15 protein-coding genes are annotated in these 14,231 nt (G+C 41.2%); all 15 read right to left on the bottom strand.

Annotation, left to right across the window (positions count from 1 at the left end):
* Positions 1–666: hypothetical protein (locus tag O3599_RS09105; protein WP_371512653.1), on the bottom strand; the 666-nt coding region annotated here is incomplete at its 3' end.
* Positions 667–670: 4 nt separating this feature from the next.
* Positions 671–1,117 carry a LytTR family DNA-binding domain-containing protein gene (locus O3599_RS09100; RefSeq protein WP_247939829.1) on the bottom strand — a complete coding sequence of 149 codons (447 nt, stop codon included), beginning with the start codon at positions 1,115–1,117 and terminating at the stop codon, positions 671–673.
* 113 nt (positions 1,118–1,230) lie between these two features.
* Positions 1,231–1,734 carry a phosphatase PAP2 family protein gene (locus O3599_RS09095; protein WP_033685562.1) on the bottom strand — a complete coding sequence of 168 codons (504 nt, stop codon included), beginning with the start codon at positions 1,732–1,734 and terminating at the stop codon, positions 1,231–1,233.
* A gap of 95 nt (positions 1,735–1,829) precedes the next feature.
* Positions 1,830–3,590, bottom strand: a complete 1,761-nt coding sequence (locus O3599_RS09090) for an ABC transporter ATP-binding protein (RefSeq protein WP_247939828.1) — start codon at positions 3,588–3,590, stop codon at positions 1,830–1,832.
* A complete protein-coding gene (locus O3599_RS09085; protein ID WP_247939827.1) occupies positions 3,580–5,349 on the bottom strand; it encodes an ABC transporter ATP-binding protein in 1,770 nt (589 codons plus the stop codon). The genes O3599_RS09090 and O3599_RS09085 overlap by 11 nt, the downstream gene beginning before the upstream one ends.
* The gene (locus tag O3599_RS09080; RefSeq protein ID WP_033686306.1) at positions 5,324–5,794 is read right to left on the bottom strand and encodes a MarR family winged helix-turn-helix transcriptional regulator; all 471 of its coding nucleotides are present in this window, start codon (positions 5,792–5,794) and stop codon (positions 5,324–5,326) included. Before O3599_RS09080 ends, O3599_RS09085 begins: the two co-directional genes overlap by 26 nt.
* A 176-nt stretch (positions 5,795–5,970) precedes the next feature.
* Positions 5,971–6,687 (bottom strand): YebC/PmpR family DNA-binding transcriptional regulator, encoded by a 717-nt coding sequence (locus tag O3599_RS09075; RefSeq protein WP_247939826.1) that lies wholly within the window; start codon positions 6,685–6,687, stop codon positions 5,971–5,973.
* Positions 6,688–6,782: 95 nt separating this feature from the next.
* A complete protein-coding gene (locus O3599_RS09070) occupies positions 6,783–8,153 on the bottom strand; it encodes an MATE family efflux transporter (protein ID WP_247939825.1) in 1,371 nt (456 codons plus the stop codon).
* A 115-nt stretch (positions 8,154–8,268) separates the two neighbouring features.
* Entirely contained in the window at positions 8,269–9,435 is a 1,167-nt protein-coding gene (gene recA, locus O3599_RS09065; protein WP_371512648.1) for a recombinase RecA, read from the bottom strand.
* Between the two features lie 54 nt (positions 9,436–9,489).
* Complete coding sequence (locus O3599_RS09060; protein ID WP_214614813.1) at positions 9,490–10,746, bottom strand: competence/damage-inducible protein A; 1,257 nt, start codon at positions 10,744–10,746, stop codon at positions 9,490–9,492.
* A gap of 77 nt (positions 10,747–10,823) precedes the next feature.
* Entirely contained in the window at positions 10,824–11,879 is a 1,056-nt protein-coding gene (locus O3599_RS09055) for an LCP family protein (RefSeq protein ID WP_371512646.1), read from the bottom strand.
* Between the two features lie 7 nt (positions 11,880–11,886).
* Positions 11,887–12,405 carry a GNAT family N-acetyltransferase gene (locus O3599_RS09050; protein ID WP_247939821.1) on the bottom strand — a complete coding sequence of 173 codons (519 nt, stop codon included), beginning with the start codon at positions 12,403–12,405 and terminating at the stop codon, positions 11,887–11,889.
* Entirely contained in the window at positions 12,395–12,838 is a 444-nt protein-coding gene (tsaE, locus tag O3599_RS09045; RefSeq protein ID WP_247939820.1) for a tRNA (adenosine(37)-N6)-threonylcarbamoyltransferase complex ATPase subunit type 1 TsaE, read from the bottom strand. Before tsaE ends, O3599_RS09050 begins: the two co-directional genes overlap by 11 nt.
* Before the next feature lie 95 nt (positions 12,839–12,933).
* The gene (locus O3599_RS09040) at positions 12,934–13,566 is read right to left on the bottom strand and encodes a competence protein (protein WP_247939819.1); all 633 of its coding nucleotides are present in this window, start codon (positions 13,564–13,566) and stop codon (positions 12,934–12,936) included.
* Positions 13,567–13,696: 130 nt separating this feature from the next.
* Positions 13,697–14,119: a nucleoside-diphosphate kinase gene (gene ndk, locus O3599_RS09035; RefSeq protein ID WP_247939818.1), complete on the bottom strand. Its 423-nt coding sequence runs from the start codon at positions 14,117–14,119 to the stop codon at positions 13,697–13,699.
* Between the last annotated feature and the right edge of the window lie 112 nt (positions 14,120–14,231).

Below are 14,231 nucleotides of genomic sequence, written 5' to 3'. Positions count from 1 at the left end.
GTAGACAATTCCCAACTTCCCAAAGGCCACATCTCCACGGATAATCAAGGTTTTGCTGGTTGGCGCTAGAGGAGTATCTGCCTTGGCTACGCCACAGAAAGTTTCTACCTTTAAATCAACTCCCCAATGTTTAGGAACATAGATAACTGCATTCCCAAAACCGACTTCCACTTTCAGAGTTGCGCTATCTCCTAAAATCTCTGCATTGTCATAATATATCTTGGCATTTCCAAAACCAACTTCTACTTGGTCGTCTACCAATTCTTGATTTTGCTTGTAGAAAGTCCCAGTCCCAAAAGCAACTTCCTTATCTGTAAGAATGGTCTTTTTACCATCATACCACCATTTTTTCCCATTCCAAGTTCTGTTAGAATGAGTGAGTGCGCTGACACCCATTACGATTAAAATACTTGCCCAGAACAATGACTGATTGGGAATTGGTAAAATGCCATAAAAGTGGTTAGCAATCATTAAGGCTACTAGAGCTGTAAAAGAGGCTGAAGTTAAGTGACGACGCAACAAAGCTCCAACTGATTGATAGGCAAAAAATGCAATACCAAGCAAGGGCCAAATTTGCCCACCGAATGAAGGGATTCCAAAATTTCCTTGTAATAATATTAAAGCTGCCAATACTAGCAACACAATACCAAATGCTTTCTTTTTCATGTTCTTACCTCATGTTTCTTAGATTTTCTTTTAGGAGGGATTGGTAATGTCGTGAGACATGAACCTCCTTGTGGGTCTGATAAAAGGAAATGGTGCCCGTTCCTGAAAAGGACTTGTCCACCGAGTAAACTTGCCGAATATTAGCAATGGTCGACTTGGATACTCGACTGAAATAACGGGGCAGGATAGACTCTAACTCATAGAGTTTAAGTCGAACCTCGTAGGCATCTTTCTGGGTATGGGCGTAAATCTTGTTCCCCTCTGTTTCAAAGAAAAGAATTTCCGACAAGTCCAGATAATATTCACCCGTCCCCTTGTAAAAAATCAACCTAGGAGACTTGGATTCTTGCAAGAGGCGCTGTAAATCCGCAATCTCATCTGTCAAAGCCGCTACCTTGATGACAATTTCAGTTTCCTCTAAATTGCTGTCAATTTCGATTCGTAACTTCATTCCATATCCTTTCTGACTCTACTATATCAAAGCCAAAATAAGAAAACAAGAGCAAAAAAGCAAGTGGTTACTTTAACCCCGTAAGTGGTTGTAGGGCCACCTTAACTTGCAGGTCAAAATAGAAAGAAAATCACACCCCACACAAGACCAAAAATATAACCAACCACTACATCCTTGAGATAATGCACGCCACCTGAGACTCTCGCTAGACCGAGGAAAGCTGACAAGACCAATAAGATAACCCCTACAGATAAACTAGCATGCAAGCAAGCCATGGAGATAATGGTTGCTGAAAAGACATGACGACTGGGCATAGACTGACCAGGGCTATCTCTGTCAAGCAAAGGTTTAATATCCCATTCCTCATAAGGCCTAGGGGCATTGATTTTCTTACGAAGAAAGGATAAAATCACAAAACCTGATGCAGGGATAAACAAATAGATTCCGACCTGTTTCCCAAGTCCTTGTTGGAGATAGGTAGTTGCTAACAAGGTTAGATAAATCATAGGCATAACTGCCGTCATGAACCGATTGAAAGTTCTTAACAAGCTCAGAAGAAAGGGCCTATTTTCAATGTTACCAGCAATGTGGTCATACCATTCTTGATAATTTTTCATATATTTTCTCATCACTTACTCAAATTTTACTTATAGGGAAGCACTTGTCTTCTAGTATAGTGCAGAAAAAGAAGGCCGTCAAGCCTTCTTTGGGTTTATTCTTCTGCTTCGTCTTCTGTAAATTGACTGTTGTAGAGGTCAGCGTAGAAACCAGCTTGCGCCATCAGCTCATCATGATTTCCTTGCTCGATGATATTACCATTCTTCATAACAAGAATCAAATCAGCATTTCGGACGGTAGACAAGCGGTGAGCGATGACAAAGGAAGTTCTTCCCTCCATCAAACGATCCATGGCTTTCTGAATCAATTCCTCTGTACGGGTATCAACAGAAGAAGTCGCCTCATCTAGGATTAGGAGTGGCGCATCTTTCAGCAAAGCACGAGCGATAGTCAAGAGTTGTTTTTGTCCGACAGACAAGGTCACTGTATCATCCAAGACGGTATCGTAACCATCTGGTAGTGTCATGATAAAGTGGTGAATCCCTACAGCCTTGCTGGCTTCAATCACGCGCTCATCACTAATCCCCTCTTGGTTATAGATAAGATTGTCGCGAATGGTTCCTTCAAAGAGCCAAGTATCCTGCAAGACCATTGAAAAGGCATCGTGTACTTCCGAACGCTTCATATCCTTGGTATCCACACCATCGATACGGATACTTCCCTTATCAATCTCATAGAACTTCATCAAAAGATTGACAATAGTTGTCTTACCAGCCCCAGTCGGTCCGACAATGGCAACCTTTTGACCTGCATGAGCCGTCGCAGAAAAATCGTGGATGATAGTCCGATCAGGTGTATAACCAAAGGAGACTCGATCAAAGACTACTTGACCTTTCATATCGCTCAATTGTCTTTCTTTATGGGATTCGTCTTCCATTTCCTCTTCAGCTAGGAATTCGAAGACGCGTCCCATGGCTGCACTAGCCTGCTGAAGACTAGTAATCCCTTGGGCGATTTGTGAAAGAGGCTGAGAAAAGATACGAACGTAGGCCATAAAGGCAACGATAATCCCGATACTGATGTGTCCATTTAATGCCAAGGCTGCACCAACGATAATCACCAAGGCATAGCTAAAGTTCCCAATAAACATCATAATCGGCATCATAATCCCTGAAATAAACTGAGATTTCCAGATACTATCATACAGACGATGATTTAATGTTGCAAACTCTTCTTTCGTACTCTCGATGGCATTGTAACTGGTTACTACATTATGGCCAGAGTACATTTCTTCCACATAGCCATTGACAGCTGCCAAGTCTTGTTGCTGACTCTTAAAAAAGCCCTGTGATTTGCCCATAAAAACGGACACGAAAGCAAAGCCAACAAGAGTTGAAACAACCGTCACCAAGGCCAAAATCCAGTTCATCCCAAACATGGTTACCAAGACTGCTAAGACCAGTAAAGTGGATGAAAGAACTGTTCCCAGACTTTGATTGAGGGACTGGGCTGCAGTGTCAACGTCATTGGTTACACGAGACAAAGTATCCCCCTGAGAGTGTCCATCAAAATATCTCAATGGTAGGCGATTAATTTTCTCTGCAATGGCTGTTCTTAAACGCTCTGAAAAACGTTGAATAGCTGTTGTAAACAGAAAGGCCTGTAAATAATTTGATAGGAGTCCAATCACATAGATGACGGCCAAAAAACCACCAATAGCTGCAACCGCAGCGACATCCACACTTGTTTCTAAACCACTAGCAATAATATTAGTCATTTCCTTGATACGGGTTGGACCATATACAGTAATGATATTGGATAGGATTGTTGCTAGAAAGGCGATTAGAAGGGCAAACTGGAGGCCTGCAAGATAGGGTTTAGTCTGTTTCCAGAGAGACATTTTCTTATTTTCCATGTTCCAATTCCTCCTTCGATAGTTGTGAATAGGCAATTTCTTGGTAAACTTCGTTATTAGCTAGAAGTTCCTTGTGGGTACCTTGTCCCACGACTTTCCCTTGATCCAAGACCAAAATCAAATCTGCGTCCATAATCGTTGAAATACGCTGTGCGACGATAAGCTTGGTCATAGACTTGGTTTTCTCTGCTAACTCTTGGCGTAGGACACGATCTGTCTTGTAGTCCAAGGCTGAGAAGGAGTCATCAAAGATGAGGATTTCTGGCTTCCGAGCCAAGGCACGCGCAATGGCCAGACGCTGTCTTTGACCACCTGAGAAGTTGGTTCCTCCTTGGGCCACTTCTGACGCTAAGCCCGCTTCCTTGTCTTCGATAAAGTTCTTAGACTGAGCCAACTCCAAAGCCTGCCACATAGCCTGCTTACTAAGTGGTGTTTCTTGACTTTGTCCAAAGTCTAGATTGTCCTTGACATCACCTGAAAAGAGAACAGCTTTTTGTGGAATATAACCAACCTTGTTGCGCAAATCTTCTAGAGCATAGTCTTGAACATTGACACCGTCCACCAGAATTTCTCCTGCTGATACGTCATAGAAACGTGGAATCAGATTGACCAGAGTTGATTTACCTGAACCTGTTGACCCTATAAAGGCCACTGTTTGACCAGCTTCTGCTTTAAAGCTAACATTCTCGATAACTGGCTCCGAATTTGCCGCATAGCGGAAGGTCACATCCTTAAACTCGACCTGACCTTTGAGGTTTTCATCAGCCAACTGCACTTGAGCAGGATTTTGGATAGAAGAATGCAAATCTAAAACTTGATTAATGCGCTTAGCAGAGACTATAGTTCGGGGAAGAACGATGAAGAGTGCTCCCATGAGAAGGAAGCCCATGACAACCTGCATGGCATAAGACATGAAAACAATCATATCACTAAAGAGAGGCAGACGCGCTATCGGAGCAGCGTCGTTAATCACATAGGCCCCAATCCAGTAAATCGCCACACTCAAACCACTTGAAATCCCCATCATGATAGGGTTCAAAATAGCCATAAGACGGTTGACAAACAAATTCAAGCGTGTCAATTCATCATTTGCTGCTGCAAATTTTTCATTTTGGTATTCTTCAGCATTGTAGGCGCGAACAACACGAATACCTGTTAAACTCTCACGAGTGATACTGTTCAGTTTATCAGTCAAACTTTGAATCAAGGACTGTTTTGGAAAGGCTAGCGTCATCAAAACGGTCGTCATCAAAACATTGACAATCACTGCTACAAGAACGGCCCAGAGCCAGTATTCTGAATGGCCTAAAATCTTCCCGATAGCCCAGATAGCCATAATCGGACCACGCGTAACTACTTGCAAGCCCATGGTAATCAACATTTGAACTTGAGTAATGTCATTGGTAGTACGCGTCAAGAGACTGGGAATAGAGAATTTCTTAATCTCTGTCTGCGAGTAATCCAAAACTCGGTTAAAAATATCACTTCTCAACCTACTAGTATAAGAAGCCGCCACTCGGGATGCAAAAAATCCAACTGCAACTACGGACAAGAAGGCAAGAAAGGACATTTCCACCATCATGCTTGCCGGCTGCCACAACTCATCTAAATTAGTTCCTTGACTACCTAGCAAATCCGTAATTTTCGAGATATAGGTCGGCACTTCCAACTCTAGATAGACCGAAAAACAAGTAAAGAGAATGGCTAGTAAAATCATCCCCCATTCTTTTCTACTAATTCGTTTGGCTAATTTCTTCATTCTCTCCTCCTATTCCCTTGATATTTTCCTGTAGTTGAGCAAGGACTTTCTCAAAAATCAGTAATTCATCTTCATCAATGTCTTCCATCAACTGCTTATCAATTCGTTCAAAAAAGGCTTTAACCTGCTTCATTTGAGAACGTGCTTTGTCCGTCAAACGAACAAATTTTGCCCGCTTATCGCTAGGACTCGCCTCCAATTCCACCAAACCATTTTGCACCATACGCTTGACCAAATTACTCGCAACAGATTTGGTAATATTGAGTTCCTGCTCGATATCCTTAATCAGGACCAGTTCCTCTTTTTGTTCACAATGATCTAAAAAACGCAGAACCTGCCCTTGAGGCCCACCCATAAATTCAATACCACAACGTTTGGCTTCCTTTTGCACCATCAGGTGAATCTGATGACCAAAACGCTTAAAGACTAACATCGGTTTATCCATACTAACTCCTTTCTAACCATTGCATTTAGTTCTCCTAGGAACTAAATAAGTTTTCATGAGAACTATTTTACCACTTTGAAAAGAGATGTCAATAAAAAGTTTCCTAGAGAACTATTTTCTTGATTCAAAAAATCCCAAGTGATTTTTTCACTTAGGATCATGTTCTATAGGTTAAATTAGAATCCGTCTACGTTTGTATAGATCTTTTGTACGTCTTCGTCGTCTTCAAGAACGCTGTAAAGTTTTTCAAAGGTTTCAAGGTCATCGCCTGACAATTCCACTTCTGACTGAGGAATCATTTCCAATTCAGTCACTTGGAACTCTTCAACGCCTGACTCACGAAGGGCAACGATAGCCTTGTGAAGGTCAGTTGAAGCTGTGTAAACTGTGATTGTCCCTTCTTCTGCTTCTACATCATCCACATCTACATCTGCTTCTAGCAATTGCTCAAAGACTGCGTCCGCATCTTCACCTGCAAATACGATAACACCCTTGTTATCGAAGAGGTATGAAACAGAACCTGAAGCGCCCATGTTTCCGCCATTTTTACCAAAAGCTGCACGGACATTAGCCGCTGTACGGTTAACGTTTGAAGTCAAAGTATCAACAATCAACATAGAACCATTTGGTCCAAAACCTTCGTAACGTCCTTCTGTAAAGGTTTCGTCTGTGTTTCCTTTAGCCTTGTCCAAAGCTTTATCGATAACGTGTTTTGGCACTTGAGCTTGTTTAGCACGGTCGATAACGAATTTCAAGGCTGAGTTTGATTCTGGATCTGGATCACCTTTTTTAGCTGCTACATAGATTTCTACACCAAATTTTGCATATACTTTAGAGTTAGCTCCATCTTTAGCCGTTTTCTTGGCTACGATATTGGCCCATTTACGTCCCATTAGGAATCTCCTTTTTTCACATTTTAATCTTTCTTATTATAACACAAGTTTTTTCGATTTTCACTAGAGGAAATGGATTTTATTAGCAAATACAGCTAGGAGAGCACTTTGGTTGCCAAGATTGCCTTGCCTTCTTTTATCAAGGGGTGACGGAAAAGCGAAAAGTACAGTTGTATGGTCATGGCAACCCAGATAAGGGGTTCACAAAGGATAACTCCCCTATAGCCTGCCCAAGGGATAATCAAGACTACAAAAGCGATTTTTCCGATTAGTTCAATAAAGCTAGAAACTAGAGGAAGGATCTTTTGCCCCAAGCCCTGCAAACAATTGCGATAAATCAACAAGAGACTCAAAATAGGATAAAAGCCTGAACTGATTTGCAGATAGAGACTTCCATTTTCTATCAAGTAACCATCTGTCGAACTAGCCAAGAAGGAAACCAAGGATGGACTGGCAAAAAAGAGGAAGATACAAACAAAAACTGCCCAGGACATACTTAAATGACTGCCGATTCGAATACCTTGGACAATGCGGTCTGGGCGCTTAGCTCCTAGATTCTGAGAAGCAAAGGTCGTCATCGAAGCTGAAATAGCGGTCATAGGAAAAAGGGCAAAGGCCATAATGCGTCGAGCTGCCGTCTGGGCACTAATAATTACGGCACCAAAGGTATTAACAGAAGACTGTAAAATCACACTGCCGATGGACACAATCGAACTCATCAAGCCCATAGCCAAACCTTGCTCCAAGAGATCCGCGTACAAGCTTTTGTCCCATTTGAAATGTTTGAGCTGAGGGAGCAGTTCTGGAACGCTCTTACGAATATAATAAAAGCAAAGAACCGCTGATAAGCCTTGCGAAATGATGGTAGCAAGGCCTGCAGATTGAACTCCCAGATGCAATTGCGTAATGAAATAGAGATCCAGAACCACATTAACCAGAGCAGAGAAAATCAGAAATCCAAGCGCTGCCAGACTGTCCCCAATGGACCGCAACAAACCTGCAAAGAGATTATAGGCAAAGCTGACACCGACACAGGTCACAATCATAGAAATATATTGATAGGACTGGGGAAGAATTTCTGCAGGAGTATCTAGGTATTGCAAGAGAGGATACAAACCGACAAATCCCAGCAGCATAACTACAATACTCAAAAGAGCACCTAAAATCCAGGTGGCTGCTACTGCCTCCTTGATTTTAGTGAAATTCCGAGCTCCATAATAACGGGCAATGACAATTCCCATGCCATTGCCAACACCAAGAGTAAAGCCTACAATCAGGTCAAAAATCGCTGTCGTCGCCCCTACTGCTGCCAAGGAGTCTTGTCCAAGAAAACGCCCAACAATCAAGACATCAGCAGTATTATAGAGCTGTTGAAAAATATTTGATAGCAAGATTGGGAAGGCGAAGCTTAAGAGCGAGGGAAGAATTGAACCATGTATCAGGTCCACTGTTCGTTTTTTATTCATAAGGCTATTATATCAGCTTTCTAGTGGAGCGACAAGAAACAGCAAACTATGCGCGAGCTGAAGACCAGAACTAGGCAACTAAAAAGCAGCGGATGCTCTCCACTGCTTTAACAGCTTATTCTTCAATTTCGATTTCAAGCTCGTCGCCTAAGTCAAGAGTTACTTCTTCATTCACAGAATCTGATTGAACTGCTTCATCTTTTTTAGTTTCAACACCTTCTACAGAAGCCTCCTCTCCATCAATCAAACCAAATTGAACACGGACTTGATGGTCAATCTCATCAAAGACTTCTGGGTGATCTGCCAAGTATTTCTTAGCATTTTCAGAACCTTGCCCGATTTTCTCATCCTTGTAAGAGTACCAAGCTCCTGCTTTTTTGATGATGTCCAAATCGCTTGCGATCTTCAAAAGCTCACCAGTCTTAGAAATCCCTTCTCCGTACATGATTTCAACGAAGGCTTCCTTAAACGGTGGAGCCACCTTGTTTTTCACGACCTTGATTTTAGTTTCTTTACCGACATTGGTATCTTTTTGGTCACCAGTTCCCTTGATTTGTGTGCTTCCACGAACATCCAAACGGACTGATGCGTAGAATTTCAGAGCACGTCCACCAGGAGTTGTTTCTGGATTTCCAAACATCACTCCAACTTTTTCACGCAATTGGTTGATAAAGATGGCAATTGTTTTGGTTTTATTGATAGAAGCACCGAGCTTACGCATAGCTTGGCTCATCATACGAGCCTGCAAACCAACGTGGCTATCTCCGATATCTCCATCAATTTCCGCACGAGGTACAAGGGCCGCAACTGAGTCGACCACGACAAGGTCAACTGCACCTGAGTCAATCAATTTTCCTGCAATCTCAAGACCTTGCTCTCCTGAGTCTGGTTGAGACAAGAGCAATTCGTCAATGTTGACACCAAGGGCTGCAGCATAAGCTGGATCAAGGGCATGTTCCGCATCGATAAAGGCTGCAATACCACCTTCTTTTTGCGCTTGTGCAACTGCATGAAGGGCAACCGTTGTCTTACCAGATGACTCTGGTCCATAAATTTCAATGATACGCCCCTTCGGATAACCACCTGAACCAAGGGCAATGTCAAGCGCCAAAGAACCTGAACTCATCACTTGTACCTTTTGCTCGGCACGTTCACCCAAACGCATGATTGAACCCTTACCAAAGTCTTTCTCAATCAATTTAAGAGCGTCATTCAAGGCTTTTTCACGTTCTGCCCCGAATTTTTTTGAAATTTCATCTAATTTTTTTGGTTTTTTCGCCATTCTATTCTCCTACATTCTAATGGTCCTCAGACCTATCTACTATTATATCAAAAGTTAGTCACTTAATAAAGCCTTGCGAACTAGGTTAAAGGCATGCATAACCGCAATGTGACGTACATCTGCTCGACTTCTGCCTCCAATATTGACCTTGATAACCTCAGTTCCTTGCTCTTGAGCCAAGCCTATGAAGACTGTCCCAGCTGGATGTCCTTCCAGGCTATCTGGTCCTGCCACTCCAGTCAAACTAAGGCCAAAATCAGACTGGGTCTTGATTCGTGCCTGCTCAGCCATCTTCTGAGCTGTAAATTCAGATACCACACCCTGTTCTTCCAAATCCTTGACAGAAATATCCAACATCTTTGATTTTTCCTCCAAGCTATAGGTTACAAAACCACCCTTAAATATACTTGAAGCACCCGAAAAATCAGCTACGCTGGCTTGGAAAAGCCCTGCCGTCAAACTCTCTGCAGCCGTGATAGTTTTCCCTTGTTTTTTCAGTTCTTCTACCACAATGCTAGCTAAACTAGTTTCTTCCCCATAACCATAACAAAGATCTCGTAAAGAAAGACCTTCAAAGGTCTGGCGACCTAAGATTTGATTTTCCAAGATATCCAGCACTTGATTCGCCTCTTCTTGGCTGCTAGCTTTTGTTGACAGACGCAGAGTGACTTCTCCTGTCTTAGCATAAGGGGCCAAGGTCGGATCTGTTTGATTATCAATCAAATCAGACAAAATCGTAACCAACTGGCTCTCGCCAATCCCAAAGAAACGAAGAACTCGGGAATGCAGCTTGCTCCCTGTCATCAACTTGGGTAGAAGTTGGTTTAAGACCATAGGCTTCAATTCACTTGGTGGACCTGGAAGGACGACGTAGGTCACTCCTTCGACTTCCAATATTCCTCCCACAGCCAGTCCTGTTTCATTTGGCAGTGGAATCGCTCCTTCTACAAGTTGAGCTTGTCTTTCGTTATTCGGTGTTCGGGCATAGTCTGGTCTCTGGGCAAAAAAGACATCCAACTTCTCCTGCGCCTGAGGATCAAAGACTAATTCTTTCCCTAAAAATTTAGCTAGGGTTTGTTTGGTCAAATCGTCCTCAGTTGGTCCCAAACCACCTGTCAACATCACCAGACTACTACGTTGACTGGCAATCTCAAGCAAAGACAAGAGACGAGTTTCATTGTCTCCTACAGCCGTCTGAAAATATACGTCTACTCCAATTTCTGCTAGTTTTTCCGACAAAAACTGGGCATTGGTATTAACAATCTGTCCTGTCAAAATCTCTGTTCCAACAGCAATGATTTCTGCTTTCATGTTTCCTCCTACCTATCTATTCGTATTTTTTTGAAAAAATCGCAGGAAATTTCCCACGATTTTAACTATAAAATAGATTATTCTACATCTTCTTGATTTGTTGTATTATTAATCGTACCTGTTCCCAAACCGATACCATTTTGGTTTCCAAAAATATCTTCATATAAGACTGCATTTGTCTCTAACTCTGTCACCTTCGGTTTATCAAGTGAGGTTCTCAAAAGATTCTGGACCTCTAACAAATGGTTAGCCGTTACGATTTGATAAGATGTCCCTTGCAATTCGGCGTCTTCTCCTCGTAATTGTTGAGTTTCAATCGTTTTAAACGAGTCCTGGTAACCTAACAAGCTTGGAATACTTTTCGCAGATAGATCAATATTAGTCTGCATATTGGTACTTAGGGCTTTTAAGATAGATTGATAGTGACTAACACTATTCAAGCTAAGAACTTTTTCAACAACCTTTTGAATGACTTCACGCTGACGTTTCTGACGTCCGTAGTCCCCTTCTGGGTCCTGGTAGCGCATGCGAGAATAAACAAGAGCTTCATCTCCATTTAGAGTTTGTTGCCCAACACCAATAGAAATGGTATTAAATTCCTCTTGGTCACTGATAGAAATCGGGAAACCTAGTGTATTATTAACCGTAATCCCGCCCACTGCATCTACCAATTGTTGCAAACCTTGCATATTGACCATAATATAGCGGTCAATATGGATATTCATCATCCTTTGAATCGTTGAGATAGCTAATTCTGCACCTCCTCCAGCATAAGCTGCGTTCAGTTTCGCTTCTTCGATTTGACCATCTTTATGCTGAATTTTCGTCAAAATATCTCTCTCTAAACTCAACATCATAGTCTTTTTCGTATGCGGATTAACCGTCAAAAGAATCATGGAATCACTATTTCCCTCCCAAGGGTCCGTTCGTTCTTCGTTTCCAGTATCAACCCCCATTAAAAGGATCGTTAAGGGTTCAGTCGCCTCAATAACATTGGTTTCTTCTCCAATTTTTTTATAAGTTCTTGATAAAGTTTCTGTTCCTTGTTGATAAATAGTATAAGCAAAAACACCCACACCCAAAACTGTCAAAGCTAGAAAAGCTAGCACCATTCCAATAATTTTTTTAACCATATTTCTATTAATCTATCAGCCTACCCATCAGGTAAACATCGATAAATTCCCCTTCTTCTATGTACGCACCGCGCTCTTGTATACCTTCAATTACAAAGCCATGCTTTTGATATAAATGAACTGCAGCCTGATTACGAGTTTGGACAGTGAGTTGAAGCCGACGAAGAATGCCACTAGCCTGCGCCCATTCTACGACTTCTTCAAGTAACAAATTTCCTAGTCCATTATTCCAATATTTCTTACCAATCACAATAAAGAGATCTCCAATATGACGAACTCTCTTGCGTTGATCAGCTGTGACATTTACAAGACCAGCAATTTCATCATTCAGCAAGGCCAGTAAAGTGATTTGATTTTCCGAGTGAGCCTGTTTATCCAAAAACAACTCCATCTCAGTATCTGTCATCAAAATGCCATTCCTGTCCAGACTGGTAAAATCTGTTTCTACACTGACACAATTTAAAAATGATACTAATTCAGCTGCATCTTTAGACTCTGCTTCCCTAATGAACAATTCATACTCCATGTTGAAACTCCTCTAAAAGCTTTTCTGCACGCAAACCCTTTGCTTGGAAATGTAATCTGCGACCCTCTTCTTCTTTTAGAATTTCCAACTCTAAATAAGTATCTGGCAAGGCATCTCCTAAGAGATTGCCCCACTCAATAACAGTTACTCCGCCACCAAAGAGAAACTCATCCAAGTCGATAGAATCAGCATCCCCCTCTATACGATAAACATCTAAATGATAAAGAGGAAGACGACCTTCATACTCTCTCACAATAGTATAGGTTGGACTCTTAATCATCTGAGAAATCTGTAATCCCTTAGCAAGACCTTTTGTAAAGGTCGTTTTGCCCGCTCCAAGTTCTCCAGTTAAAATTAAAACATCATTCTTTTCTAATAAACAGCCCAAACGCTCACCTAAGGACTGTAAGTCTTCTTCATTTTTAGTGTACATGTTTCTATTATACCAAAAACTTGTTCTTTGTCGAGATATTATCTATGAATTACATATTATAAATTGTAAAACTTGGACCATCTCTTCTTTTGTCTTTAAAATAAAAATAGCAGGAAGACAACTAATAAGATATCCCTCATCAGGTGGCTATAAAACGAAACTTCCCAGCGAATAACTTTTGGTACTAACAGTCCCAGAAACAGCATTCCCAAGGCAATATAAAAGGTCATGGATAATAACATCCAAGGATTTCTGAGAAAGATTAGAATAGCTAGTCCACTAATAAAACAGATTGCCTTCTTACCCAAAATCTTTTTCAATCCATTTACATACTTCTGAATCGGCAGAAAAACTAACAAATCAATACCAAATAAGAAAAAGAAACTCGGTAGAAAGGCTTCTACACCCCCTTCTACAGATATATTTCCTGCAAGGATATGGTCTATGACAATTAAAACTAAACCCAAAATATTTACTAAGAGCAATAGGCTATACAAGAATTGTTGCTTATCTTCTTTAAAAACTGAATAATGTTGATTTCCCTGCCCCCTATAATAGTTTAGCCCTGCACCAATACTGGCAAGAAGCAACATACCAACTAAATAATAGAAGCAGTTTTGATCTAACACCAAGGACCAAGTCGATAAACTTAAACAAGAACAGCTACTGATACCAAAAATCGTAAACAATAATAAAACTTGAATTTGCTTTTTCATTTTTTCCATCATTCTTCCTCCCTTACTTGCTCTTATTATAGGCTAGAAATCCTCACCATTGCTAGAATATTTCTCAACTGTCAGTTTTCTACTCTAAAATGCAAAAAAATTTGATGCAAGTAACCCTTACATCAAACTTTTACTATTTTTCTTCAAACCAAAGAGCAATTTCTCGCTTAGCTGACTCTTCTGAATCTGAACCATGCACAACATTTTGAATAGCTTGGTTTTTACCAGCAGCTTTTGCAAAATCACCTCGAATAGTTCCTGGTAAAGCTTCTTCTGGACGAGTCGCACCCATCATAGTCCGCCAAATTTCGATTACTTTAGGACCAGAAATGATGCCCACAAGAACTGGTCCTGAAGTCATAAATTCACGAATCGGTGGGTAAAAACTTTGACCAACCAAGTCCTGATAGTGCTGATCAATCAACTCTTCTGAAACCTTTGTACGCAACTCCAATTTTTCGATTGTCAATCCACGTTGTTCGATGCGTTTCAACACCTCACCCACTAATCCTCTTTTTACACCGTCTGGTTTAATGATAAAAAATGTTTGTTCCATACCCGTCTCCTTTGTCAGCTTCTTTCTTTTATTTTACCACATTTCATGGAAAAATGGAGAAAGTTTTCAGAAAATAGAAAGAGAACCCGAAGGCTCTCTCATTCTCTTTTAT

Source organism: Streptococcus sp. 27098_8_103 (genome assembly GCF_041432345.1).
Classification (GTDB): Bacteria; Bacillota; Bacilli; order Lactobacillales; family Streptococcaceae; genus Streptococcus; species Streptococcus mitis_BV.
The sequence above is the reverse complement of the archived record's forward strand: the minus strand, read 5'-3'. Positions and strand labels throughout refer to the sequence as shown.